Annotated in this window: 22 protein-coding genes; 13 read left to right on the top strand and 9 right to left on the bottom strand. The window is 38.9% G+C overall.

Features of this window, described 5'->3' with window-relative positions; all coding sequences use genetic code 11:
• Positions 1-174: 174 nt before the first annotated feature.
• On the bottom strand, positions 175-1,494 hold the full coding sequence (gene xylA, locus EAE93_RS03460) for a xylose isomerase (RefSeq protein WP_214039076.1): 1,320 nt from the start codon (positions 1,492-1,494) through the stop codon (positions 175-177).
• Between the two features lie 321 nt (positions 1,495-1,815).
• Between xylA and EAE93_RS03455 the strand changes: the two genes are divergently transcribed.
• Entirely contained in the window at positions 1,816-3,000 is a 1,185-nt protein-coding gene (locus EAE93_RS03455) for a XylR family transcriptional regulator (protein WP_214039075.1), read from the top strand.
• A gap of 54 nt (positions 3,001-3,054) precedes the next feature.
• Here the strand turns inward: EAE93_RS03455 and EAE93_RS03450 are convergent, their stop codons facing one another.
• Entirely contained in the window at positions 3,055-4,497 is a 1,443-nt protein-coding gene (locus tag EAE93_RS03450) for a 6-phospho-beta-glucosidase (RefSeq protein WP_110086864.1), read from the bottom strand.
• Positions 4,498-4,523: 26 nt separating this feature from the next.
• Positions 4,524-5,837 carry a glycoside hydrolase family 30 protein gene (locus tag EAE93_RS03445; protein WP_214039074.1) on the bottom strand — a complete coding sequence of 438 codons (1,314 nt, stop codon included), beginning with the start codon at positions 5,835-5,837 and terminating at the stop codon, positions 4,524-4,526.
• Positions 5,838-6,125: 288 nt separating this feature from the next.
• On the opposite strand from EAE93_RS03445, the gene EAE93_RS03440 reads away from it, so the two are divergent.
• The gene (locus EAE93_RS03440) at positions 6,126-7,034 is read left to right on the top strand and encodes a PhzF family phenazine biosynthesis protein (protein ID WP_110086862.1); all 909 of its coding nucleotides are present in this window, start codon (positions 6,126-6,128) and stop codon (positions 7,032-7,034) included.
• 159 nt (positions 7,035-7,193) lie between these two features.
• Positions 7,194-7,490 carry an antitoxin of toxin-antitoxin stability system gene (locus EAE93_RS03435; protein ID WP_250150862.1) on the top strand — a complete coding sequence of 99 codons (297 nt, stop codon included), beginning with the start codon at positions 7,194-7,196 and terminating at the stop codon, positions 7,488-7,490.
• A 141-nt stretch (positions 7,491-7,631) separates the two neighbouring features.
• On the opposite strand, the gene EAE93_RS03430 is transcribed toward EAE93_RS03435, so the two are convergent.
• On the bottom strand, positions 7,632-8,093 hold the full coding sequence (locus tag EAE93_RS03430) for a helix-turn-helix domain-containing protein (protein ID WP_214039073.1): 462 nt from the start codon (positions 8,091-8,093) through the stop codon (positions 7,632-7,634).
• A gap of 143 nt (positions 8,094-8,236) precedes the next feature.
• Here EAE93_RS03430 and EAE93_RS03425 point away from each other — a divergent pair, with 143 nt between their 5' ends.
• Positions 8,237-9,145: a LysR family transcriptional regulator gene (locus tag EAE93_RS03425; RefSeq protein WP_214039072.1), complete on the top strand. Its 909-nt coding sequence runs from the start codon at positions 8,237-8,239 to the stop codon at positions 9,143-9,145.
• Positions 9,146-9,202: 57 nt separating this feature from the next.
• Here the strand turns inward: EAE93_RS03425 and nemA are convergent, their stop codons facing one another.
• Entirely contained in the window at positions 9,203-10,315 is a 1,113-nt protein-coding gene (nemA, locus tag EAE93_RS03420) for an alkene reductase (protein ID WP_040150818.1), read from the bottom strand.
• Positions 10,316-10,855: 540 nt separating this feature from the next.
• The gene (locus EAE93_RS03415; RefSeq protein ID WP_250150861.1) at positions 10,856-11,704 is read right to left on the bottom strand and encodes an alpha/beta hydrolase; all 849 of its coding nucleotides are present in this window, start codon (positions 11,702-11,704) and stop codon (positions 10,856-10,858) included.
• Positions 11,705-11,870: 166 nt separating this feature from the next.
• Here EAE93_RS03415 and EAE93_RS03410 point away from each other — a divergent pair, with 166 nt between their 5' ends.
• The 9 genes from EAE93_RS03410 (at position 11,871) to EAE93_RS03370 (ending at position 22,989) form a co-directional block, all read left to right on the top strand.
• Positions 11,871-12,116, top strand: coding sequence for a type II toxin-antitoxin system Phd/YefM family antitoxin (locus tag EAE93_RS03410; RefSeq protein ID WP_036806127.1), 246 nt, complete (start codon positions 11,871-11,873; stop codon positions 12,114-12,116).
• Between the two features lie 228 nt (positions 12,117-12,344).
• Positions 12,345-13,253 (top strand): glycoside hydrolase family 18 protein, encoded by a 909-nt coding sequence (locus EAE93_RS03405; protein WP_214039071.1) that lies wholly within the window; start codon positions 12,345-12,347, stop codon positions 13,251-13,253.
• A gap of 191 nt (positions 13,254-13,444) precedes the next feature.
• Positions 13,445-16,891, top strand: a complete 3,447-nt coding sequence (locus EAE93_RS03400) for a molybdopterin-dependent oxidoreductase (RefSeq protein WP_214039070.1) — start codon at positions 13,445-13,447, stop codon at positions 16,889-16,891.
• A 631-nt stretch (positions 16,892-17,522) separates the two neighbouring features.
• Complete coding sequence (locus tag EAE93_RS03395) at positions 17,523-18,158, top strand: hypothetical protein (RefSeq protein WP_036806133.1); 636 nt, start codon at positions 17,523-17,525, stop codon at positions 18,156-18,158.
• A gap of 101 nt (positions 18,159-18,259) precedes the next feature.
• Positions 18,260-18,601, top strand: coding sequence for a hypothetical protein (locus tag EAE93_RS03390; protein ID WP_036806136.1), 342 nt, complete (start codon positions 18,260-18,262; stop codon positions 18,599-18,601).
• Between the two features lie 224 nt (positions 18,602-18,825).
• Positions 18,826-20,157 carry an omega-aminotransferase AptA gene (gene aptA / locus EAE93_RS03385; RefSeq protein ID WP_214039069.1) on the top strand — a complete coding sequence of 444 codons (1,332 nt, stop codon included), beginning with the start codon at positions 18,826-18,828 and terminating at the stop codon, positions 20,155-20,157.
• A gap of 189 nt (positions 20,158-20,346) precedes the next feature.
• On the top strand, positions 20,347-20,799 hold the full coding sequence (locus EAE93_RS03380; RefSeq protein ID WP_214039068.1) for a cytidine deaminase: 453 nt from the start codon (positions 20,347-20,349) through the stop codon (positions 20,797-20,799).
• A gap of 122 nt (positions 20,800-20,921) precedes the next feature.
• Positions 20,922-22,115 (top strand): DmpA family aminopeptidase, encoded by a 1,194-nt coding sequence (locus EAE93_RS03375; protein WP_214039067.1) that lies wholly within the window; start codon positions 20,922-20,924, stop codon positions 22,113-22,115.
• Positions 22,116-22,134: 19 nt separating this feature from the next.
• Entirely contained in the window at positions 22,135-22,989 is an 855-nt protein-coding gene (locus tag EAE93_RS03370; RefSeq protein ID WP_250150860.1) for a DUF4184 family protein, read from the top strand.
• Between the two features lie 182 nt (positions 22,990-23,171).
• Here the strand turns inward: EAE93_RS03370 and EAE93_RS03365 are convergent, their stop codons facing one another.
• The 3 genes from EAE93_RS03365 to EAE93_RS03355 form a co-directional block, all read right to left on the bottom strand.
• Positions 23,172-23,432 (bottom strand): hypothetical protein, encoded by a 261-nt coding sequence (locus EAE93_RS03365; protein WP_214039066.1) that lies wholly within the window; start codon positions 23,430-23,432, stop codon positions 23,172-23,174.
• Positions 23,433-24,038: 606 nt separating this feature from the next.
• Entirely contained in the window at positions 24,039-24,296 is a 258-nt protein-coding gene (locus EAE93_RS03360; protein WP_214039065.1) for an LCI fold-containing protein, read from the bottom strand.
• 841 nt (positions 24,297-25,137) lie between these two features.
• A complete protein-coding gene (locus tag EAE93_RS03355; protein WP_036806153.1) occupies positions 25,138-25,680 on the bottom strand; it encodes an MltR family transcriptional regulator in 543 nt (180 codons plus the stop codon).
• Positions 25,681-25,699 lie beyond the last annotated feature (19 nt).

Genomic DNA, 25,699 nt, shown 5'->3' with positions numbered 1-25,699 from the left:
ATAACTATGCCAATATCTATTAACTCTTTGAATTATATAATATAAAAATTAATTTTTATTACCGAATTTAACTACTTATTCTAGTAATAACTCTGTCAATAATACCCAGAAAGACTAAAATGGTTACGCTAATTTGGTTACTCTCAATACTGGACCTGTTAGCCAATAACTAATTTAATCATAAATATAGCGATTAATAAGATTTTCCAGTAATTCCTGTTGTCCACTTCGATGCTTAGGTTCTTGAACCAACGTTTCTGCATAATGAGCCACTTCATCAAGTGCCATTTTTCCTTCAAGAATATTTCTACCTAGTTCACTACTCCAACCAGAATAACGTTGAGCGACATATTCATCTAATTTACCGTCTACTAATATTTTCACCGCACTCTTCAACGATAAAGCCATAGTATCAATGGCGCCGATATGCCCATAAAACAGATCATCAATATCAATACTTTGGCGGCGGACTTTTGCATCGAAATTTAAACCACCCGTTGTAAAACCACCGGCTTTTAAGATTTCATACATTACCAGAGAATTCTCCTCGACACTATTTGGAAATTGATCGGTATCCCAGCCAAGTTGAGCATCCCCGCGATTCGCATCAATAGAACCAAATATTCCCAACGCAATCGCTGTGGCTACTTCATGTTGAAATGAGTGCCCAGCTAATGTGGCATGGTTAGCTTCAATATTCACCTTAATTTCATCTTCTAAACCAAACTGCTTTAGGAAACCATAAACAGTCGCTACATCATAATCATATTGGTGTTTAGTCGGCTCCTGAGGTTTAGGTTCAATTAATAATGTCCCCTGAAAGCCAATTTTGTATTTGTAATCCACAACCATTTGCATAAAACGGCCGATTTGTTCCCTTTCTTGACGTAAATCTGTATTGAGCAAACTTTCATAGCCTTCACGTCCGCCCCACAGTACATAATTTTCACCACCCAGTTTTTTGGTCATTTGCATAACTTGACATACCTGTGCTGATGCATAAGCGAAAATATTGAGATCTGGATTAGTTGACGCACCGGCAGCATAGCGAGGATGCGTAAAACAGTTTGCCGTTCCCCATAATAATTTAACGCCAGTCTCTGCTTGTTTATCAGCAAGAATATCGGACATAACGCCCAAATTATAAATATATTCTTTTAAGGAACAACCTTCGGGAGCGACATCAATATCATGGAAACAATAAAAAGGAATATTTAGCTTGTAGAAAAACTCAAAAGCAACATCAGCTTTGAGCTTAGCCAGTTCTAAAGCATCATTGCCTTTTTGCCAAAAACGTTCAAATGCTCCGGCACCAAACATATCAGTACCATTCCAACAGAAATTGTGCCAATAGCAGACGGCAAAACGCAGATGATCTTTCATCTTTTTGCCTAGAATAATCTCTTCGGGATTGTAGTGACGGAAAGCTAATGGATTATTACTTTGCCTACCTTCGTAACTGATTCTATTTACTCTCTCAAAGTATCGATGCATATCAACCTCTATCTAATATACCCGTTATCTTTCAAGTTGCCTCTTTGTTGGCTGCATTCGCTCACCCCGGTCACATAGTTTGCTATGCTCCCGGGGATTCACTCCCTTGCCGTCGCGATCCATCTTGAAATCTATAGTGTATAGACATACGTGTGTGTATAAAATTCTGTTCATCAACGTCACTATTTTCAATTGTGTTATTTTATTTCTTCATTAAGATTATTGTTAATTGTGTGATTTATCTCATAATTTGGCATTAATTCAATTCTGAAAATAGAAAAATAATTATGATTAATATTGTATAAATCAATAAGGATACCAATGATGAACAGACGATACCATATAACACTATTATTTAATGCCAATAAAGCTTATGATCGTCAGGTGATAGAAGGGATAGGTGAATATTTGCAAGCATGCCAATGTAATTGGGATATTTTCATTGAAGAAGATTTCACCACAAAATTAAATAGCTTGAAAACCTTACAGAGTGATGGAATTATCGCTGATTTTGATGATATAGAAATCCAACGTACTTTCAGTCAGTTAGACATTCCTATTATTGGCGTCGGCGGATCTTATCACCAGGAAAATCACTATCCTGCGGCTCATTATATTGCGACAAATAACTTCGCTTTAATAGAAAGTGCATTTAATCATTTAAAAGATAAAGGTATTAAACGTTTTGCATTTTATGGTTTACCTCAGACAAGTGGTAAACGATGGGCAATAGAGCGTGAATACGCTTTTCGACAATTAGTTGAAAAAGAAAAATATCAAGGTGTGGTGTATCAAGGAATGGAGACGACGCCAGAAAACTGGTCTTACGCACAAAATAGATTAAAAGATTGGCTCCAAACTTTACCCCCAAATACCGGCATTATCGCGGTAACGGATGCCAGAGCTAGACATATTTTAGCCGCATGTGAACATCTCAATATTCCTATTCCCGATAAAATCTGTGTTATAGGCATAGATAATGAAGAAATAGCCCGTTTTCTTTCGCGTACCGAGCTTTCTTCCGTTGTACAAGGTACACAACAAATGGGCTATCAGGCAGCAAAATTACTTCATCAACTTCTTAGAGGTTACGTTCCTAAAAAATACCACCGCCAATTAATTCCACCTTTAAAAGTTATTGCAAGGCAATCGACAGATTTTCGGGCATTAAATGATCCCGCAGTTATTCAAGCAATGCATTATATTCGTCATAACGCCTGTAAAGGGATAAGAGTTGAACAAGTTATTGATGCTGTTGGTATGTCACGTTCTAATCTTGAAAGCCGTTTTAAAAATGAATTTGGACAAACAATTCATACTATTATTCATAATGAGAAATTAGATAAAGTAAAAAATCTTTTAATCCAAACCTCTATTTCAATTAGCGAAATTGTTACTGTTTGCGGTTACTCTTCTTTACATTATTTTTATTCCATGTTTAAACGAAACTATAATATGACACCTAAAGAGTATCGAGACAAATATCAAATCACTAAAAAGACTTAACTATTTCAAATTAATAAGCCATCCTAAAGCCAAATAGGATAGCTTTTAATTTAATTAGATATCTTCACCGTTCGTTTCTATAACTTTCTTATACCAAGAAAAACTCTTTTTCTTATAACGGGCAAAATCCCCATTGCCATCATCATCAACATTGACATAAATAAATCCATATCGTTTACGATATTCACCCGTTGAGAAAGAGACACAATCGATACATCCCCATGAAGTATAACCGAGAATATCAACACCATCGAATAAAATAGATTTTTTAATTTCAGATAGATGGGATGCTAAATATTCAATACGATAATCATCATTGATGACGCCATCTTGAGATAATTTATCAACGGAACCCAACCCATTTTCAACAATAAAAATCGGTTTTTGATAACGTTCATATAATTCAGATAAGCTATATCGAATCCCTATAGGATCAATTTGCCATTCCCATTCAGAGGATTTTAAATAGGGATTGAGCTTTCCTTTCTCAAAGAAGGAGAGGGATTGGCTATTTTTTTCTAACATTTCTATGGATGAAGAAACGATATTACTCATATAATAGCTTATTGCCAGATAATCAGCGCAACCTTCCCGTAACCAAATTAAATCACTATCTTCAATATGCAGTTCTATGTTTTTTCTTTCCCATTCTTTAATAAGATAAGATGGATAATATCCACGAAGCTGAACATCACTAAAAAGATATTTCTGGCGCATGGCTTGTTGTGCATATAAAACATCTTCTGGCTTACAGCTCTCTGGATATAATGGCGACATATGGATCATGCAGCCAATTTTAAAATTAGGATTTATTTCATGGCCTAATTTGACAACTTTCGCACTAGCAACAAATTGATGATGAATAGTTTGATACATGACTTGCTCTGGATTGTCGTGATCCTGATAAATCACACCTGAATTACAATAACCAAATAGTGGATATTGCCAATTTATTTGGTTATTAATTTCATTAAATGTAATCCAATATTTGACTCTATTTTTATATCTTTCCATAACCGTCAAACTAAAATTCATGAAAAAGTCTATTAATTTTCGGTTATACCAACCGCCATATTTTTTAACCAAATGATAAGGAATTTCAAAGTGAGATAATGTAATAATAGGTTCAATATTATATTTCAATAATTCATCAATAAGATCATCGTAAAATTTTAAGCCTGCCTCGTTAGGTTGTAATTCATCACCTAGAGGAAAAATTCTCGCCCAGGCAATTGATGTCCTAAAACATTTGAATCCCATTTCTGCAAATAGTGCAATGTCATCTTTATACTGGGAATAAAATTTCACACCTTGATGATTAGGATAAATTTTATTTTCCTCAATACCATTAGTTATGACACGATCAACGCCGTGCTCTCCTTTTGTCATAACATCAGCAATACTCACTCCTTTGCCATCCTGATTCCAATAACCTTCAACTTGGTTAGCGGCAACTGCGCCGCCCCATAAAAAACCGGTAGGGAATTTATTCTTCATAGATAACTCCAGATTGTCATGTTCTCTTAGTTAAATATAATAGAATTAATCGAATCAGGTTCCAAATAAATAGACCAAATATCATTATTATAACCAATATTTAATTTTTGCCTTTCTTTATAAGAATTGTTTATATTCACCACCAAGGAACCCGATTTATTCTCAAAAGCAACAGCATTTCCTGACATATTTCCTTCCAACTCAATATGTTGCGCATCAGGTAAAATTAAACCCGAAAAATGGCGCATGACATAATACTCTGGATTATATATCACTTCATTTATTCCTGTTGGAATACTTATCATACTATTCTGTTTCCAACCCCAACTACTTTCTCCTCCCGCATGCAGCACCATATTCCAGTAAAAATAACCATTAGCACCATTAGTTAAATAATGCCTGAAAAGTGTAAATATATAATGAGCATACTCCCAACTATTATGACCATCACCACATTCATTTTCAGTTTGATAATATTTTAATTCTGGATAACTTTGTACTGTTCTTTGAATGGCATTTTTCCCTTGCCATTGATAACCAACGCCTTTTATATATTTATAGGCGTCCATATCACGTAATACACAGTTTGCGTAATCGTCATAATCCTGCCCAATTTCTTTAGAGAATTCAGGGGCATTAATAGTACCTAACCAAATCTCAGTTTTTACATTATTTTGTTCGAATTTTGGTCCGAGATGATTTTTTATAAAATCTCTTAATTGCTCACCGCTCCATACACAAGAGGGGAATTTTTGATCCGCAGCAACTTCATTCTGGATATGAATTTGATCAATTGGAATGCCTTCTTTCTGATACTCTTCGATAAATTTTGCAAAATATAAAGCATATGCATCTTGGCTTTGAGCATCACTCTTTAATTTGCCAAAATTACAGACTTGATGAGTTTTAAGCCATACTGGAGGACTCCACGGTGAAGCAGATATTTTTAAATTTGGTTGCCTTTCCAAAGCCTCTTTTATATAAGGAATGAGTAAGCGTTTATCTCTTTTAATGGAGAAATTAGCCATACCATAATCATCTTCAATATCGTTTAAACTATACCAAGAAACCGCATAATCGCTGGCGCCAATAGGCATCCTGGCTAATGTTAATTTACACTCTCCATCCGGTGAAAATAATTTATCCAGCACTACTTTTCTATTTTCTTTATCCAGTTCTAATAAAGCCTTCATGCCAAGCTCATTAAAACAACCACCAAAGCCATCTAATCTACGACCTCGTTTATTGGTGATAATTAAATTGGCTTTTTCATCTGTTTTTATGATCGACAATCCTTCTTTCCATTGCTCTTTATTATTTGTATAGATAAATCTAACCATGTCTTATTATTTCCCGTAAAAGTATGAATTTATTGAAATTAATTAAGCACAGTTATCTTAATATTGATATTAAGTTATTTTACAAAGAATTTAACTTAATTCGTTTCTTTGAGTTTAATCACATATATTTTATCGAAATTATTCTTTTATTATAAATCACCGTATTAATAATATAGATGTTTAAATTAAAGGATAGGGTAGAAGCTGCTTTTGAGAAACCATGATAGTCCTGATATATTTTTCCAGATACACTGCTAAACCACCTTTATATCATAAAAAGGAAATTTTATGTCTCTCGCACCATTTAAGCAGGTTGATGTATTCACTTACCAGCCTTTTAAAGGAAATCCCGTTGCCGTTGTCATGGATGCCAAAGGACTCTCACCGATACAGATGCAGGCTATTGCTAACTGGACCAATCTTTCCGAAACTACTTTTGTTCTTCCCGTAGAAAACCCTCTGGCAGATTACCGTGTACGGATTTTCACCCCTGGTAGTGAACTTCCTTTTGCCGGTCATCCCACGATCGGTACCGCACATGCTCTGCTTGAAGCCGGATTAATTCAGGCGAGAGAAGGGCGTATTGTGCAAGAATGTGGAGCAGGGCTAATTACGTTAAACGTTACCGAAATGCAACCCGGTCAACAATTAATTACCTTTGAACTGCCAGAACCGACTATCACATTGCTTAGCACCGAACAGATAGATCGCCTTGAAAGCATTCTGGGTTGCCCGTTAGATCGCGCGTTAACACCGGCACTTATTGACGTGGGAGCTCGCTGGATTGTCGCTCATACTATTGTCGGTCATACTATTGTCGATCATACTGCGGGAGCAGAAGCCGTGCTGGCAGCGGAACCTGATTATGCCAAATTGTGCGAGCATGACACGCAAATGAACGTCACCGGAGTTTGTCTGTATGGTGCCTATTGCGAGGGGGCGGAAGCTGATATTGAAGTACGCTCTTTTGCCCCTTCATGTGGTGTCAATGAAGACCCAGTTTGCGGTAGTGGAAACGGCAGCGTTGCCGCATTCATGCACTACCACAAAGTAGCAATGATTGACAATAAAATCGTTCATTCATCACAAGGCAAAAAACTTGGCCGTCAGGGAAGCGTATGGCTCAGCCATTCTGACGGTAAGATTTTTGTCGGCGGTGGTGCTGTGACTTGTATTAATGGCACCATTACAATCTGAAAAAAGTTATCAGCCCTATATATAGTTCAGAAAGGGCGCTTGTTTTGTCGGAAAACAGATGTTTTCCGACAAGTGATATTGATTTCAATTCTCCCTAATTATGCTAGAAAATCACGCAAGGTAATGAGATTATACATACTTTATTAGTGCAGAATAATAATGTTGGGGAGTCAGATCATGACGAAACAAGCTGTTTTTACGATGAAATTGGAACCTGAACTACGTGCTGAATTTATGGCTGAAGCCGAAGCTGCTCACCGCCCAGCTTCACAGGTGCTACGCGAACTTATGCGCGAGTTTATTCAACGCCAACGTGAGGAACGAGAATACGAAAAATTCCTGTGTCACAAGGTAGAAGCCGGGCGAGCCTCAATGCGTGCTGGTTTGGGCCAATCTAATGATGAGGTCGAAGCCGAGTTTGCCGCACGGCGTGCCAATGTAGTGGACCAAGCGTGAAAGTTATCTGGACACCAGAAGCGAAGCAAGACCGCGCTGACGTGTGGGAGTAGGAGAGCCAGTCTGTAGCGCATATTCAAAAAATAAAGTTATATACCCTATGGATTTCAAGGTGCATCGCGACGGCAAGGGAATGAATCATTAGTAGCTCCCTAATTCCTGAGCCTGATTAGCTAGTTCCCTCATAGCCTCCATACTTTCAGCGTTACGCTGCTTTTTATATTCCATCAGATCAGCAAAACGAATACGCCTGTGCCGACCTGTTTTATGGAAAGGAAGACAACCATCTTCCAGAAGTTTAACCATATGAGGTCGCGATACATTCAATATGTTTGCAGCTTCTTGAGTTGTTAGTTCAGCATGAACAGGGACGATTTGCACTGCATTACCTGAAGCGAGTTCACCCAAGATTTGCACTAGCATAGTAAGCGCAGATGTAGGCACTTCAATTTGATGAGATTCATGGTCATCACTCATAATTGAAATCTGCTGAGTTTCAAATTTTGTTGAAAGGAACGCAGCAAATTCACGCAACCCTTTTTCGGCTATTTCACTTTCGTGTTTAGTCGGAAGATTTACATCAGAGAAAGTAGAAGTAATCATGTTTAGCACCTGTTAGTCATTTCACTTTAAAACACTAAACGAAATAAACGAAATAAACGAAATAAACGAAAAACGCAATAAACGCAATAAACGCAACGTGACTGTTTTAAGCAGCCTATCCTCAGAACATTTTAGGAGCACAAATGGAATTAAACCGAATCGGTGATATTGCGGCTTTTGTTGCTGCGGTACGGGCAGGAAGTTATACGCAAGCGGCGGGGTCTTTGGGGCTTACTCGATCCGCTATTGGTAAGAGCATTGTGCGCCTGGAGACTCGCTTAGGCGTAAGATTGCTGAACCGAACAACGCGCCGGCTTAGCCTGACAGATGAAGGACGTATTATGTTCGAACGCTGTCGTCAGATTCTTGAAGACCTCGAAGAGGTGGATAACACGATGGCGATGCGCAGGGTAAACCCAACCGGGACGCTGAAATTAACCGCACCGATCTCCTTAGGAAAGCGCCATATTCTTTCCTTGCTGGAAACTTTCCTGAAACGCTGGCCTGATCTACGGGCAGATATTGCCTTTACTGATCGTTATGTTGATTTGATCGAGGAAGGGTTCGATATCGCCATCCGCATTGGTAAACCAAAAGATGATTCTCGTATTCTTACACGTACTATCGCTACTCAGTGGATGATTACTTGTGCGTCACCGGATTATTTGGCCCGACGAGGCGTACCTGAAACACCTCAGGCGCTACATGAACATGACACTATTTTCTTCCTGAGTGCGGATAGACGCCGCATCTGGCGTTTTGAGACTGCGGACGGAACCTACGTTTTCGACGGGCCGGGACGCCTAAACATAGATAGCGCGGAAGCCATGCTCGAATCGGCGCTGGCAGGGTTCGGTATCATTCATCTGCCTAGCTATGTTGTTGGTCGGGATCTTAATAACGGTAAGCTTGTCCCCGTGTTGGAAAATTATCATGTTGAGCCTGAACCCATTCGAATCATTTATCCAAGTAAAAAACATCTTTCCCCCCGTATCCGGGGATTTATCGACCTACTGGTAGAGAACTGGGAAGATGGTATGCCTTGGGAGTAGCAGGTGAAAGCGCTTTAATGGCGGTGATCATCACCGTCATTAAAGCGCACAGTATGATTACGCGCTTAACTGCTTTAAGGTAGGATAATCGATGTACCCTTCAGGGCCATTAGCATAGAAGAATTCTGGACGTAGCTCATTCAAGGGTGCATCAATTCGCAGGCGCTCAACTAAGTCAGGATTGGCGATAAAGTTTCGCCCGAATGCCACTGCATCAATTAATCCTTTCTCAATCAGTTTCTCCGCTTTCTCGGCAGTATAAGCGCCTGCCGCAACAATAACACCGGGGTAAGCCTCGCGAATAGTTCGACGAAATGCTTCGCTGAAAGGTTCTCCTCCAGCCCAATCAGGCTCGGAAATATGCAGATAAGCCAGATTACGCTTTGCCAACTCCCGGATCAGATAAATAGCTGCTTTCTCCTCATCTTCGTAATGATCCAGACCATTGTATGGCCCCAACGGATAGATACGGATGCCAATCCGATCAGAACTCCAACTTTCAATAGCCGCATCCACCACCTCCAGTGCGAAACGCGCACGATTTTCAATACTGCCACCATATTCATCATCACGTTGATTAGCAGAAGGAGACAAAAACTGATGAATAAGGTAACCATGTGCAGCATGGATTTCCATCATGTCAAAGTTAGCTTCTTGTGCATTGATGGCTGCCTGACGGAAGTCATTGACAATTTGGTGAATTTCATCTTTCTCCAGAGCACGCGGCTTAGAGGTATTGATTCGAATCACATTGCCTTTAGCGTCTCGCACCGAAGTCCGCGCGTTAGCCGATATCGCAGAAGGTGCCACAGGGGCTAGTTGCTTCGGCTGGAGAGAAGTGTGAGACATTCGCCCCGTATGCCATAGTTGCACGTTGCTAAGACCACCAGCCTGATGAATTCCTTCATTGATTTTCTTCCAAGCGCTTATCTGTTCAGGAGTATGCAAACCGGGCGCGCCTGAATAACCTTTCGCCTGAAATGAAACCTGCGTCGCCTCAGTGATGATCAATCCGGCGCTAGCACGTTGACGATAATATTCAGCCATCATTGGCGTGGGAATATCGCCGGGTTCAGTATTCCGTAAGCGAGTAAGTGGCGCCATAAAAATACGATTGGGCGTAGTAATAGCACCTATTTTTAGTGGATTGAACAGATGGGGAACTTTCATAAATCCTCCTTTATATGAAACTACGAGATCCAAATAAGAAAACGTAATTGCATTATTTTTTTGGTGAGAAGAAGGGTAATTGGTAGGAAAGTTAGGTTCAATAGTTTTAATTTGACGCACAAATTCGGCGAATTCATAATGCATTGTTTTAATTAATTTTAATTTCAATTAGGGAGAATACGTACCTTAATATGGGAGCGATATTCCCCAAGTTACCAAGAATCAAACCTCAGCATTGACTCAATGGCATTAAGTAAAATCGGAAGAACTTAATATGAAATTAATCTGGTTTGACTGAATAATGAAGGGAAGGGGAATTAAGAGTAGATATATTGAGATAAAGTCAAAGGCTGTTTATTATGAAAAATCTAATTTGCTAATATTTTCGAAATGCCATTAATCAAGTCCTGGGAAGCAAAAGCGGCCATCATTCATATTGATATTATTGTAGAGGCGATTACCAATTGCCCTTATCCTGATGATTCCAGAGCGCCATCGGGCCAATTTTTATCAAATTGACCCGATAACAGATGATGTTTTTCAACAAAAGCGGGACTTTTTATAGAATATTTCAACAGATGGCGTCACCGCAGTCATATGTATCGCACCATGTACCATTCCCTCAATAGTTTCAAGCTGCACAGACACACCTGCATCTCTTAACTGCTGTGCATAAGATTCTCCTTCACTTCTTAACGGATCGTATTCGCAAAGCAAAATAGTTGCATCTGGCAGCCCTTCAAAATGCGTTAAATTAGAGGGCGAGATAAGTGGATTTGTTCTGTTGTTGTACTCATTGATGTATGACTGCCAAAAGAATGTCATCTTCTGTTTTGTCAATACATAGCCTTCACCATATTTATCGTATGAATCCGTTTCCATTGATGCATCTAATGCTGGATAAAATAGTAGTTGATGACAAATAGCAGGCCCTTTTTGGTTTCGCGACATCAAACAAGCTGCAACGGCGAGATTACCACCTGCGCTATCACCACCGACCGCAATTTGTTGTGTATTGATGCCAAATTCTTCTGCATGATCAGTGATATAGCATAGAGTTGTATAGAAATCCGTTAGTGGTACCGGAAAAGGATTTTCGGGGGCAAGCCGATAGTCTACCGAGAAGATAACGCAACCTGTTGATTCAGCCAGCTTACGGCAAGGGCGATCCCAAGCATCAAGACTTCCTACGCACCACCCACCGCCATGAGCATAAACCAGCGCGGATTTATCACTCATCTTTTCTTTTCCACTGGGTACATACATGCGAACAGGAATGGGGAAACCATCCTCTGCGGGGACAGTAAAGCTACTATTATATGTCGCATCGTTCCATTCACCCTGCTGTTGGATAAGAGCATGTTCGAGAACGATTCGAAGTTGTTCCAAGGAGGAATTTTCTCCTATTGCAATCTCAGGTGTAGAAGCAAGCCATTTTTCAACATTTTTATCAAGCGGCATAATAATGATTCCTCTGTAAAAAGGTGATTGCCAGTGGCAAAATTATTCGGGGCATTATTCAGTAACAAAATAGCAACTCTTTTGGAGTGTTTCTGTGACTAACATAATTCTGTCGGATATTAGCGCAAGCGTTAGTGAACTTAAAAAAAACCCTATGGCGACCGTTAACGCCGGGGCTGGATACCCTGTAGCAATCCTGAATCGTAACCAACCCGTGTTTTATTGTATTCCTGCGGAACTCTACGAACAGATACTTGATGCTTTGGACGATCAAGAGCTTATTCGACTGGTAAATGAGCGTAGAGAACAGGCATTAGTTGATGTAGATCTAGATAATTAACCTATTTTAAATGTCCTATGACACCTGAACTACCTCAATCTAGGGAGCATCGTCTCCCCGTTACTGGTTTGATAACAACAGATAAACCTTAACTAAAGAAAGATAATATGCCCGTTTCGCAGGCAATTGGCAGACTGACGAAATCATGATGAGAAAGGAGATTTCGAAATGCTCCAAAGATGCCTGCGAATTTTATGGTGTACTCATTCTAAGATAAGAGGTTTATTCATGATGTTAAAAAATATCAATCTGTTGAAGGTTGCACTTATCGTTGCCTTTGCAACAAATCAATCTCTTGCAGCAAATAATATTACATTTCTGAGCAATCCTTCACCGCAACATGTCAAGGATATCGGTAATTTTGTTGTGAAACGAACTGAAAAACCATTTTTTTCCGATGTTATATTATTCGCAGCCAACATTAATAGCAGCATCTCTAATATCCCTGTACTGTTTTACAACGATGAAATAAGTTCGATACTCAAGGAAAATATTTCCCTGGTGCGGAATTTGCAAAAAAAGGGCATTAGAGTTCAATTATCCTATCTGGGCAATCATCAAAATGCAGGTTGGTCATGTAATATGAGTAAAGCAACGGCAACGAAACTTGCCGATGAAATGGTAAATGATGTCGTTAAATACGGGCTGGATGGAATCAACATCGATGATGAATATTCAACATGCTCCGGTAATCGTCAATCCTTCTATTGGGTAGCGGATGCGATCAAAAGCCATCCAAAATTTGCCAACAAGGTACTGACCAAGGCCCTGTGGTCAGATTATATCTATTTCAAGGGACCGACCAACATAGCAAACTTACTGGATGCAGGTTACGAGATGACTTACACCAACGCCAGTGTCAATAAGCTGGCTCCGTACGTTAACTTCGGGATGAAAAAGGAAAATTTGTTATTGGGTGTCTCCCCCGGAAAAAATTCGGTATCCACAGTGCAGAATATTACCCGCTCGGTCATCAATAATGGGTATAGTGGGATGATGGTTTGGTCACCTAATACAATATTTACAATTGACCAAGCATCTCAATATTACACCCAAATCATCAAAGCAGAAGAAGGAATAAATGAAGAAGTTATCTATGTCCCAGATACAGCAAAGGCAATGCAATCCAGTCAATAACATTAATATGCATTAGTTTAAACGGATAGAAAATTCAAAAACTTTCTATCCGTGAAATCATTCACTTAATTCTCTATTACAATGAAATTAATCATTTGGTTAATTAAGAAGGAACCAGTAATACGTACTGGTATCAATCATCCGAAAAAACCACAAAGTAAACATTGTGTGAAGCTATATGAGGTTATCTTATGAAAAGTGAGTTTAAAGAAGGATTTTGTACTCTCTGTAGATCAAGATGTGGCACTATCAACGAAGTTCGTAACGATACACTGATAAAAATTCAGCAGAACCCAAAACACCCGACCGGCAACGCCATGTGCATGAAGGGTAAAGCGGCCCCAGAACTGGCTCACAGCCCTAACCGGATTCTTTATCCTCTTCGTAGGACAAATCCCAAAGGTGACGCAGATCCAGGCTGGGAAAAAATCACCTGGGATGAAGCGTTGAATTATGTTGCTGAGAAACTGGCTTTCTATAAGGCTGAGTCTGGGGCAGAATCGGTTGCTTTCTCAATCACCTCACCGAGTGGAACACCTCTTAGTGACAGCCTTGAATGGATAGATCGCTTCGTTCGAAATTTCGGCAGCCCTAACGTCTGCAATGGTACAGAGGTGTGTAACTGGCATAAAGACGAGGCACATAAGTTTACCTTTGGGTGCAGTATTCCTGTGGCTGATTACAGAAATGCTGAGCTGATCATTTTATGGGGGCACAATCCAACAAATACATGGCTTGCGCAAGCGGAAGCTATTGGAGCGGGAAGAAATGCAGGCGCCAAACTTATCGTTGTAGACCCCAGACATACGGCTCTTGCTAGAGAATCTGATAATTGGCTCAACATCAATCCTGGGACGGATGCCGCGCTAGCCCTCGGGCTAATAAATATCATCATAAACCGAAAAGGATATGATCAGGCGTTTGTAGCACGGTGGACGAACGCCTCACTGTTAGTGCGAAATGATAATGGTCTTTTCTTGAGAGAAAGAGATATAAACATTTCAGCTAAGAAAAACAGATATATTGTCTGGAATAACATAACTCAGTCTCCGCTAATGTATGATATTCACGAAAATGTGCCATGTGATGAAAATGATAATTATGCTTTATTCGGCGAATTTTCAATTAACTCAGCGGAAGATGTAAATAAAAAAATACAATGTAAATCTGCATTCCAGCTACTTATAAATGAGTGTCAACAATATACACCTGAATATGTAGAAAAAATCACAGGTATAACTAAAGAAAAACTCCTATATGCAGCAGATTTAATCATGTCTTCCAAACGCATTGCTTATCACTCCTGGACTGGTGTAGCTCAACATACCAATGCAACCCAGACTGAACGAGCAATTGCCGTGCTGTACGCCTTAACGGGATGTTTTGACACGCAGGGAAGCAACAGAATGTACAATAAACATCCAGTAAATCTTGTGAATGCCCGCAGGCTTATGCCGAAGGAACAGCAAGAAAAAGCCCTTGGCTTTAAGGAAAGACCGTTGGGGCCGCCACTAGATGGTTGGGTAACATCACAAGATCTGTATCAAGCAATTTTGCACAAACGGCCTTACTCTATTAGAGCTATGATGGCATTTGGTACCAATATGTTGTCATCTCATGCTGACACCAAGATTGGGATAGAGGCGCTAAAACAGCTTGAGTTTCATGTTCATTGTGATCTCTTTGAAACGCCCACAGCACATTATGCTGACATCTTACTCCCCGTGAATACGCCTTGGGAGAGGGAGGGACTACGTGTAGGATTTGAGATTTCAGCCGAGGCAGAGGAGCTGGTTCAGTTAAGACAAAGAATGATTTCACCTCGGGGAGAAAGCCGGTCAGATAATGAAATTGTCTTCGACTTGGCCTGTCGCTTAGGCATGAATAAGATATTTTTTAATGGCAGCGTTGAAGCGGGATGGAATTATATTCTTGAGCCCATTGGCTTGACCGTAGAGGCGTTAAGAAAAAAACCGGCAGGCATTTCAATTCCATTAATTCAACATGATCGGAAATACGCAAGCATCGATCCTGTAAAGAACACAGTTAAAGGTTTTGATACCGAAACAGGAATGGTTGAAATCTATTCTGAGAAATTGTGGCGGCATGGTTATCCACCACTACCGATATATTCTGAACCCAAAGAGAATTTAAACTCTGAGTCACATTTCCGTTATCGACTGACCTCGGTAAAAAATGGCTTCTATTGTCATAGCCAGCAGAGAAGTTTAGCCAGTCTACGTAAAAAATCACCTTACCCGAAGCTTGAGATAAACAGTCGATTAGCCGAAGAGAAAGGTATTAAAAATGAAGATTGGGTAGAGGTCATCACCCGCAACGGCAAGGCGCGTTTTAAAGCATCGTTAGATGATCATATTTCTTACGATACGATAATTGCCGAGTTTGGTTGGTGGCAAGCGTGCCCCGATTATGGGAAAGAGGGTTTTCCCGTCATAGGAAAAAACAGCAGTAACTATAATGCGCTCATTTCTGACGACTCTTGCGATCCTGTCAGCGGCGCTTCTCCGCTCCGTTCATTCCGCTGTGATATTAAACTCGCAGAAGATGTCAACCCGGAGAGAAGACCGTGGCAGGGCCGTAAAACGTTTCGTGTTATAGAAACAAAACCCGAAGCCAAAGGTGTTAAAACGGTTATTTTTGAGTCAAAAGATGGAGCAATGTTGCCTGATTATGAACCTGGCCAACACATCACAGTACAAGTTTCCATACCTGGGCAGGATGATCCTGTTATCCGGGCCTATTCCTTGACAGGAGCGGCAACACTGGAGAGTAGAAAGACTTACAGTATCTCCGTAAGGCATCAGAAAGGCACAACGTCTGGCGGGGAGACTTTTGAAGGCGTCATGTCTTCATACATTAATAGGGCATTAGTCGCAGGAGCCGAGGTGAATCTGACGCCTCCGGGAGGAAACTTTATTATTCCGCTTAATGCTAAGCAACCTGTTGTTATGTTGGCAGGAGGAATCGGTATTACGCCATTTATAAGTTATCTTGAATCTCTTCCAGCTAACGGTGAAAAGCCTGAACTCTTATTGCTGTATGCTAATCAAAACAGCAATACACATGCCTTTTCTAAAAAGCTAAAAGAGCTTGAATCAAAAATTAAGCAGTTGAAGGTAATCAACTGTTACAGTAATCCGCTGCCAGTGGATATTGAGGGTATTAATTACCAGCATCATGGATATATTACTGCGGATGCCGTTCCTGAAACGCTGATTAAACAGCAAGCTCGTTTTTATATGTGTGGCCCGGCTCCTATGATGAAAACTTTCGAAGAAGGTTTACTCACTCGAGGAGTTCCGCCTTTTGATATCTATAAAGAAATATTCCGATCGCTAACTCCGGTAAAAATTAAAGATGGGAAGAGTTTTGCAGTTAAATTCGAAAAATCTGGCGTACTTCTTGAATGGTCTCCTGACAAAGGGACACTCCTTAATTTTAGCGAAAAAATGGGTATAAAGATGGCAAGTGGATGCCGGGTTGGACAGTGTGAAAGTTGTGCTGTGAAATTAAAAAGCGGAGAAGTGCAACACTTGAATGACGTAGAACCTTCCGATCAAGGGATGTGCCTTACTTGTCAATGTATACCTATCACTGATATTTCCATTGATGCCTAAAAAAATACTAAGGTAACTCGCAGAAGCGTTCAGGGAGAAATGTACGATGGTGACATTTCTCCCTCACTCATTGTCGAGGTCACTAATGCCGTCAAAAGGATAGGGGAGTGAATGGTAGAATCATCCAAAGCGCTAATATGGAATTTATATCTAGTGAAAATTAAGTCCATAAAATAACTTGTATATATTTAATTGAATTTATTGAAAATAAATTTAAGCTTGGTTTTAGTGAGTTTTCTCATACCCAAGATAGTCAATTCAGCATTCAGCGACATTTAAATTACAGGCTCAAGTATCAGGCATAATCTTAAACGTAATCATATAGTTGATAATCTAATCTCCCATATAAACACCAGCCTCATATCTTTTAATAACAAAATATGTCAGTCTGTAATAAAATAAATAACGACATAATTAATTTATATTCATTAAGTTAAATTGGATCTTTAAATCACCTGTACTACTCTTTTCTATAGCAGCTTTTGATTTATATAAACCGCTTGTATCTTTGCAAGATAATTAATTGCTGCGACAGTTCTATATTATTATCACGGCAAACATAAATAACCACATGTTTCACTGAACATGTTATTTATATGGTTTATTCATAAACTCATAGGAGTAATAACACATGAGCCAGCTAGACATATCATCTGACGATAGTACATCTTATACCGTTAGATTCGAAAATAACTCATCTGCCGCTTGGACAGTTTATCTTTACCAAAGGATTCCTAATCAGCCATCTGAGGTTTTTTCTTTGGCTTGGCAAGCAAGTCCGTTTAAAATAGTGTCAGGTGCATTTTTTACTTTTAAATGGTCAACTGATTTTTCATTTGTTTGGGGTAGAACAGGAGTATTAACGAATGGCGTTGTCTTCGAGGCGGGTCAAGTTGTAGATGCAAATCCTAAAGACAAAAATATAATTACGTTTGATACAAGCGATAATACCCCCGCATTTAGATCAGCAACTGAGGTAGGGGAAGGTGGAATTTTAACGATAAAGCAAAATAGAAATATTCCAAATAGCCTTTATACAACAGGTATTGGGATGTCCAGACATGGTACATTTGTTCAACAAGCATTGGCAAATACAACACAGCTTTATACACCCGAACCGAAATATTATATTGCTGTGGGAATTGGTATTCAGATCGGACAGGTATTAGCTCAAACAGTAAGTCAAACGTCTGAATTGATATTTCCACCTAGTGTATATAATCTGACAGCAACTTTAACTGATGCACAAACATGGTTAATTAGTTAATTTCTACTTACAATTAAATTAATAAATTACAAATTCCGTGATTAATATTTTCATATTGTAGTTAATCACATAATCCTAATACCTTATTCATAGGTGAAATTATGTCATCAGAACACAAGAAAGAATCGGGAGTATCCGACGTTGAATCTCCTCGCCGTTGGTTCATACGTGCAAATATTGTCCTTGCTACAGGAGTTACTTACAGTATGTTAAGACCAATCTTACGGCAAAAAATAGTAAATGAATTGTATCAAGACGAATTTGAATTACATGACATAAAGGTTACTAACTCTGACATTGAGTTCACATACACACGAAAAGAAAAGGGCATGTTAGTAAAAGATGATAAGGATCATCTGCTGAATATAACCAAGGAAGCCTTGGAATTTGAGAAGAAAGAACATTACATTCAGAGTTATAAGATTACGACTCCAGCATTATAAAATAAATTTGCTCACCTTATTATAACTTCTTATAGGGCGGCATCTCCGCCCTATATTTTTCTCTATTCTACTTTACAACTGTAAATAGGTTAAAGATTAAATATAAAGAACTTAAATATTTAATTGCGTCCAACATTATTTACGTTCTAATAATATGCGTCATTATTGGAAAAAACAACAGGTTGAACTAAACTCAAATTTCATTCTTTTGGAAGGAGTTATCCATGTCTAAAACCCACTATTCTGAATCATTAAACCTAAAATCTCACTGGATGCCATTCAGTGCCAACCGAAATTTCCAACGCGATCCACGCCTTATCGTTGCTGCCGAGGGAAAATGGCTAAAAGACGATAAAGGACGCCAGATTTATGACAGTCTGTCCGGTCTTTGGACCTGTGGAGCAGGCCATACTCGGACAGAAATTCAAAAAGCTGTCGCAGCCCAATTGAGTACCCTCGATTACTCACCAGGCTTTCAGTTCGGTCATCCCTTATCGTTTCAACTGGCAGAAAAAATTGCCAATTTAACACCCGGTGATCTCAATCACGTCTTTTTCACCAGCTCAGGTTCTGAGACTTTAGACACCTCAGTCAAAATGGCGCAAGCCTACTGGCGTGTGAAAGGGCATCCCACGAAAACCAAACTGATTGGCCGTGCACGTGGTTATCATGGTGTCAATATTGCAGGTACCAGTTTGGGAGGTATTGGCGGCAACCGCAAAATGTTCGGACAGTTGATGGACGTAGATCACTTATCCCATACGCTACAGGCCAATATGGCATTTACGCCAGGTATGGCAGAAACCGGCGGCGTAGAGTTGGCCAATGAGATGCTCAAGTTGATCGAACTGCATGACGCCTCCAATATCGCGGCGGTCATTGTCGAGCCTGTGGCCGGTTCCGCCGGTGCGATTATTCCGCCCAAAGGATATCTACAACGTCTGCGTGAAATTTGTGATCAACATAATATTTTGTTGATTTTTGATGAAGTTATTACTGGCTTTGGTCGTATGGGGCGCTGGACTGGCGCTGAATATTTTGGTGTGACGCCAGATATTCTTAATTTTGCCAAACAAATTACCAATGGCGCCATTCCTCTGGGGGGCGTAGTGGCAAGCAGTGAAATTTATGAGGCATTTATGTCTCAACCACTGCCGGAACACCTTGTGGAGTTTAATCATGGTTATACTTATTCGGCACATCCGGTAGCTTGTGCCGCAGGGTTGGCAACCTTGGATCTGCTGGATAAAGACCACCTTATCCAGCGCTCTGCTGAACTTGCCCCTCATTTCGAAATGGCCCTTCACTCTCTCACAAACTGCCCAAATGTGACCGACATCCGCAACTGTGGCTTGGTGGGGGCAATTGAATTGGCTGCCCGTGACGGTGATGCCGCTGTACGTCCTTTTGATGCCAGTATGATACTTTGGAAAGCGGGTTTTTACGTACGCTTTAGCGGTGATACGCTGCAATTCGGGCCTATGTTCAATGCTGAACGAGCTGATTTGGATCGTCTTTTTGACGCTGTTGGAGAAGTATTGCATTACATCAACTAAGGAGAGGGATGAACATAAAGGGTATCAATATGCCATTATAGAAAGTCTGTGTGACAAAACAAAAAAGTGGCTTTTATAACTGATACAGAATTTAACGCTCACTTGATCGGTGAGCGTTATTGATAGTGACAAAGAGAAATAAGAATCTTCAACTTCCAAACAACAATTAGAGGTAATGAGAGAATAGTCATGGTCTCAAACAACGAAAACGTCGTTCTTAAAGAGCAAGATGTTTCCCTAATTGAAGCGGCAAAAGCGGCGATCATATCTCGATACAAACCGGATTGGCATGTCGTGGGTGCCGCGCTGCGTCTACGCTCTGGCGAAATTGTAACGGGCGTGCATCTTGAAGCAAATGTTGGTCGTATCGCAGTTTGTGCAGAAGCCATTGCGCTTGGACGCGCTGTGACGGAATACGGCTCTGCCGACATCGATACTATAGTGGCTGTTTATCACTCTCGTGACGGGGAGATTAGCATCGTGTCTCCATGTGGTATGTGTCGAGAACTGATTTCTGACTATGCGCCACAAGCAATGGCGCTTATCCAAGACGAGAAACACAACTGCGTGAAATGTCCAATCATGGACTTACTCCCGGCTAAATATCAGCGGAATATCACAATAAATTACAAACCTAAATAATATAATTACGGTAATAGTACAAAAGGGTATACCGACTAGTTAAAAATGTATCCCTTTCGTATTAGATCTTCATGTTCAGAATCTTAAACCTTCGAGTTAGTTTGGTATAACAAGGAGTAGTTATGAAAATATTAAATATTATAGTTTTATCTATATCGACAGTGATAGCTTCTAACTCTTTAGCCGATGAGATTAGAGCAAGGGATTTAGGCATTCCTTTCTCTGGAGTAACCGGGAAATATAATGCGATTACAGATGTTAGTGGTGTAGAAGTTGGCTATTCAACCATAATAAAAGGCGATGGAGAGCTAGAGGTTGGCAAAGGCCCAATAAGAACAGGCGTAACAGCTATATTGCCAAAAGGAAAGAAATTTAGCCCGGTATTTTCTAGTACATTCTCTTTAAATGGAAATGGAGATATGACCGGCAATCAATGGATCAAAGAAAGTGGTTTCCTGGAAACGCCAATATTAATAACCAATACTCATAGTGTTGGTGTTGTTAGAGATTCAACAATTAGCTGGATGTTTGATAATAATCTAACGTCACCACTAAAAGATGATCTATTTTGGTTATTACCTGTGGTTGCAGAAACGTGGGATGGAATATTAAATGATATAAACGGTATGCATGTAAAGAAAGAACATGTATATCATGCGTTGAATAGTGCAAAATCAGGAGCGATAGAAGAGGGTAATGTCGGCGGCGGAACGGGAATGAACCTTTTTAAGTTTAAGGGAGGCACAGGAACTTCATCAAGAATTCTAGATAAAAAAGATGGCGGATATACTGTTGGCGTTCTTGTTCAAGGCAACTTTGGCGATAGGGACGATTTGATTATTGCTGGGATTCCAGTTGGTAAAGAAATACAGGATCTCAAGCCGATATATCATGGAAACAAGAAAGAAATAAAGGATGCCGGTTCTATAATCGCAGTGGTGGCCACAGATGCGCCATTAGCTCCTCACCAATTAGATAAAATAGCTAAACGAGTATCTCTTGGACTGGCAAAGGTAGGCGGGGTAGCCAGAAATACCAGCGGTGAGATATTTATTGCATTTTCGACCGCAAATAGTGATGCATTCTCTAGAAAAGATATAAGAACAATAAAAATGCTGTCAAATGATAAATTAGATCCTTTGTATGAGGCCACAATAAGTGCAACAGAAGAAGCAATAATTAATGCTATGATCGCCGCAAAAAAAATGGTTGGGAGAAATGGCAATACTTCGTTTCCTATTCCTAAAGATAGAGTTAAAGAGATATTAAAAAAACATAATGTCTTAGCTCAGACTCAATCTGACACTTCAATTTAAAAGAAACGAGTTACCGAGTTTGATTAAAGGTTTTAAATCTGGAATCGAAATCGGTAACTACCATACTTCAACAACATTATCGCAGACTTTAACATTTATTTCAGGATTTTTCGCAATGCCGTGGACATTTTCACATCCAGCAGCCGTTTTTCCTTTGAAAAATCTTCCGGGGGGAAAGTTATTGAATTTGCCTGCGCTAATTATGGGTAGTTTGTCTCCTGATTTCTTTTACTCTGTTGGGTTATATGATATAGCAACCACTGCACATCACTTACCCGGATGGTTTTATACCGCATTTCCTTTATGTCTATTGATATTTTTAATTGTACGTCTTTTGTCATATCCTTTATCCGTCCTTTTCCCAATACCCTTTGCTCGTTATGAAAAACAGGGTTATAAGGACAGAATTATTTTTGTACTGTCGTTATTTCTAGGAGCTGTAACCCATATTGTCTGGGATGCATTCACACACGATAAAGGTTTTTTTGTCGAGTTAATTCCTTTACTACAATTCCGCATTTTCCATTCCATTACCAATGGTCAGGGGATAAGTATATATAAAATTCTACAGCATCTCAGTTCATTGTTAGGGTTATTGTACCTCACCATAAAGTACTGGCGATATCAGAAAACATTGAATCCTGTTATTCAAAAGAAGAACAAAAGAAAACTTTACTATTTGATTGTTATTGGATTTATCTCAGGGTTTTTGACATGCCCTGTAGCATTGTTTTTATCCTGGGAAGTATCGGGGATAAATATAAGCAGGTTTATTTTTAAGGAACTTACTCTATCTGTATCAGTTTTTTCTATTATTCTGGTATTTATTGCGTTATGGATAAGGTATTATTCTGTGAAGATTAAATCTGTTTAATCTTCATCGAAAAATAAATATTATTTTTAAGGTCAATCAACACTTTTAATTATATGATAACTAAAAGAAAAATAGGAAATATTATTATTCATGATAAAAGCAAAAACCCCATTATTTCTAACGAGGTTTGTCAATGTGTTGGAAGCATCTAACTAGATCGGTAAGATCTTATCTTTTATCTACTAACGCTCATAGTAACCAGCCCATTTACCACCATCACATTCTCTAACGTATCCTGTAAAATTCCATGTACTTCCATTATAATTAAATGATCTTAAAAAACTATTATAAGGATTAACAACCCACATAGTATTACCCACAATCAGCTTATCAGTAATATACACACCTCCACAATTATATGTCCCTCCAGCTGCCGAAGCAGCCCCAACTCCTCCAATTAATGCTGTTGCTAATACCCCAACTGTTAATAATTTCTTGAACATAAAACTCTCCTTAAATAGTTTCAGAATTTACATATTTAAACGTATCATTTACCAAAATCATATGTGATAATGTATGCAAAATCTAAATCATCACATCTATGATGTTACAATTTTAAAATTCAAAAACTGCTTATATTTTTCATCCTAGATTGGGTTAAGTTGAAAACCTAACTTCCATTTGTCATAATAGTACCAGAAATCAAAAAGGGCAAATTAAATCCATAACAATAATCTATTGATATATGGTTTCCATAAAACTATCTTGAATGCCAGTATATTTAATTTATTTTGTATAGAGTTAGTTTCACGAAATTTTTTATACTTAATTGTTTTATTCTCATTAATGAAACAAGAAAAAATCTTCTTTTATTATAATACATTAGAGAAATTGATATAGTATTACAGAATTAGGACTTGTTACAACGGATTTAATTTGTTAGTAGAAGAGGGTGATAATCCAGAATATTCATAAAATAACAATCAAATCTCTTCAATACGAGTCTATACATTATTCATGATAAAATCAAAAACCCCGTTATTTTTAACGAGGTTTGTCAATGTGTTGTAAATATGTAACTAGATCGGCAAGATCTTATCTTTTACCTACTAACGCTCATAGTAGCCAGCCCAACCGCCGTCACACGATTTAACGTGTCCTTTAAAATACCATGTGCTTCCACTATAACTAAATACATTTGCAAAACGATTAGAAGGATTAACAACCCACATAGTATTACCCACAATAAGCTTATCAGTAATATACTGGCCTCCACACTTATATGTTTTTCCAGCTGCCGATGCAGTCCCAATTCCTCCGATTAATGCTGTTGCTAATGCCCCAACTGTTAATAATTTCTTGAGCATAAAACTCTCCTTAAATAGTTTCAGAATTTACATATTTAAACATATTATTTACAAAATCATATGTGATAATGCGTGATAAATATAAATCACCACATCGATGATGTTACAATTTTAAAATTCAAAAACTGCTTATATTTTTCATCCTAGGTGGAATTAGGTTGGAAACCTAAATTCCATTTACCATAATAGTAGCAGAAATCAAAAAGGGCAAATCTAATATATAATGACAATTTATTTTCCTATAGTTTTCCATGAAACTATCTTTAATGTCAGTATATTTAACCCCTCTGGAATTTATGATCTTACTCACATATTTAATCTGGAAAGGTAACAATATAGTGGTACTTTAAATAAGGGAAAGTCGGCGCTGACAATTGAAATGGTTTATATTTTACTCACTCACGCCGAATGGATTTTCTGGTAATAATGTCAACTATCCTGACTCTGGATGTTATTAATGTGATTAACAGCAAACATTTTACTTCATTATTTTTCAGAATAATTATGGTAAAAAATTCCTTTTATAATTATTGCCTTCAAATGCTATATCTATTAACTATAATACTTCCTAATAAGTACTCTCATCGTAATTATGTGGCTACCCAATAAAAACATTCATGATTCCCCAAAAACATCATTTTTATTTTCATAATAAATTCACTTTTTATATTTTCATATGAAAAGTGAATTTAATTTAAAAGTTAATCGTCAAACATAAGCTTCAAAAAATACCAGTGTACTCATCCAGAAAAGTAGGAGAGGAGGGTGACAACATATTATTGAGACGGAGCATCTATCCTTCTGTAATGCTACGATACTGTCCACTTTGGAAAACCGGGCTTCATATCCCTATTCCAATCTCCCCTGTATCCAAAATTTCGGTCACTAATACCGTCACTGCCAGCACCAAAGAAGAACGCACCATCTGTTTATATCGGTACTTTTGTAAATCAATCAATTGCTGATCAATCACATCCTCTGGCTGGTCAAAGCGCATCATCTCAGGTAAAACCCCCATACAGTGCAACATCCTGACTGGGCCAATGATTTCATCATCCGTAAATTCATAGCGCTGCTGTTCTTGCTTTAACGTTTCATTTAAAGCCAGAAAAAGTTCGATGTCTTCATAGATTTCACGGGAAATAGCGCCAAGCGCATAAACCAATTTAAGTCTGACTGCCAGTTCGCCCAGCGGGCCATCTCCCTGGAGGAGCGGTTCAACAGCATATTTCACGGCATAATCATCTTTACGGAAAACTTTTAGCATCAACTGGTCAATAGCTCCCGTTATCAGGTGGATCACTTCCTGAATAAATGGCTTGACCTCGGTTCGCTCATTGAGCCGTTCGAGGAGCTGGTTTTCTGTTTTTTGTCTATTTTCCATGATGATTCTTCACTTCACG

It is taken from the genome of Photorhabdus akhurstii (assembly GCF_018448925.1).
Taxonomy (GTDB): domain Bacteria; phylum Pseudomonadota; class Gammaproteobacteria; order Enterobacterales; family Enterobacteriaceae; genus Photorhabdus; species Photorhabdus akhurstii.
Note: the sequence above shows the minus strand (reverse complement) of the source record. Positions and strands in the feature narration are given on the sequence as shown.

Excerpts from the sequence above, each read along its gene's own strand:
- xylA (WP_214039076.1), bottom strand. The coding sequence starts at position 1,494 with ATGCATCGATACTTTGAGAGAGTAAATAGAATCAGTTACGAAGGTAGG.
- EAE93_RS03455 (WP_214039075.1), top strand. The coding sequence starts at position 1,816 with ATGATGAACAGACGATACCATATAACACTATTATTTAATGCCAATAAA.
- EAE93_RS03450 (WP_110086864.1), bottom strand. The coding sequence starts at position 4,497 with ATGAAGAATAAATTCCCTACCGGTTTTTTATGGGGCGGCGCAGTTGCC.
- EAE93_RS03445 (WP_214039074.1), bottom strand. The coding sequence starts at position 5,837 with ATGGTTAGATTTATCTATACAAATAATAAAGAGCAATGGAAAGAAGGA.
- EAE93_RS03440 (WP_110086862.1), top strand. The coding sequence starts at position 6,126 with ATGTCTCTCGCACCATTTAAGCAGGTTGATGTATTCACTTACCAGCCT.
- EAE93_RS03435 (WP_250150862.1), top strand. The coding sequence starts at position 7,194 with ATGTTGGGGAGTCAGATCATGACGAAACAAGCTGTTTTTACGATGAAA.
- EAE93_RS03430 (WP_214039073.1), bottom strand. The coding sequence starts at position 8,093 with ATGATTACTTCTACTTTCTCTGATGTAAATCTTCCGACTAAACACGAA.
- EAE93_RS03425 (WP_214039072.1), top strand. The coding sequence starts at position 8,237 with ATGGAATTAAACCGAATCGGTGATATTGCGGCTTTTGTTGCTGCGGTA.
- nemA (WP_040150818.1), bottom strand. The coding sequence starts at position 10,315 with ATGAAAGTTCCCCATCTGTTCAATCCACTAAAAATAGGTGCTATTACT.
- EAE93_RS03405 (WP_214039071.1), top strand. The coding sequence starts at position 12,345 with ATGATGTTAAAAAATATCAATCTGTTGAAGGTTGCACTTATCGTTGCC.
- EAE93_RS03400 (WP_214039070.1), top strand. The coding sequence starts at position 13,445 with ATGAAAAGTGAGTTTAAAGAAGGATTTTGTACTCTCTGTAGATCAAGA.
- EAE93_RS03395 (WP_036806133.1), top strand. The coding sequence starts at position 17,523 with ATGAGCCAGCTAGACATATCATCTGACGATAGTACATCTTATACCGTT.
- EAE93_RS03390 (WP_036806136.1), top strand. The coding sequence starts at position 18,260 with ATGTCATCAGAACACAAGAAAGAATCGGGAGTATCCGACGTTGAATCT.
- aptA (WP_214039069.1), top strand. The coding sequence starts at position 18,826 with ATGTCTAAAACCCACTATTCTGAATCATTAAACCTAAAATCTCACTGG.
- EAE93_RS03380 (WP_214039068.1), top strand. The coding sequence starts at position 20,347 with ATGGTCTCAAACAACGAAAACGTCGTTCTTAAAGAGCAAGATGTTTCC.
- EAE93_RS03375 (WP_214039067.1), top strand. The coding sequence starts at position 20,922 with ATGAAAATATTAAATATTATAGTTTTATCTATATCGACAGTGATAGCT.
- EAE93_RS03365 (WP_214039066.1), bottom strand. The coding sequence starts at position 23,432 with ATGTTCAAGAAATTATTAACAGTTGGGGTATTAGCAACAGCATTAATT.
- EAE93_RS03360 (WP_214039065.1), bottom strand. The coding sequence starts at position 24,296 with ATGCTCAAGAAATTATTAACAGTTGGGGCATTAGCAACAGCATTAATC.
- EAE93_RS03355 (WP_036806153.1), bottom strand. The coding sequence starts at position 25,680 with ATGGAAAATAGACAAAAAACAGAAAACCAGCTCCTCGAACGGCTCAAT.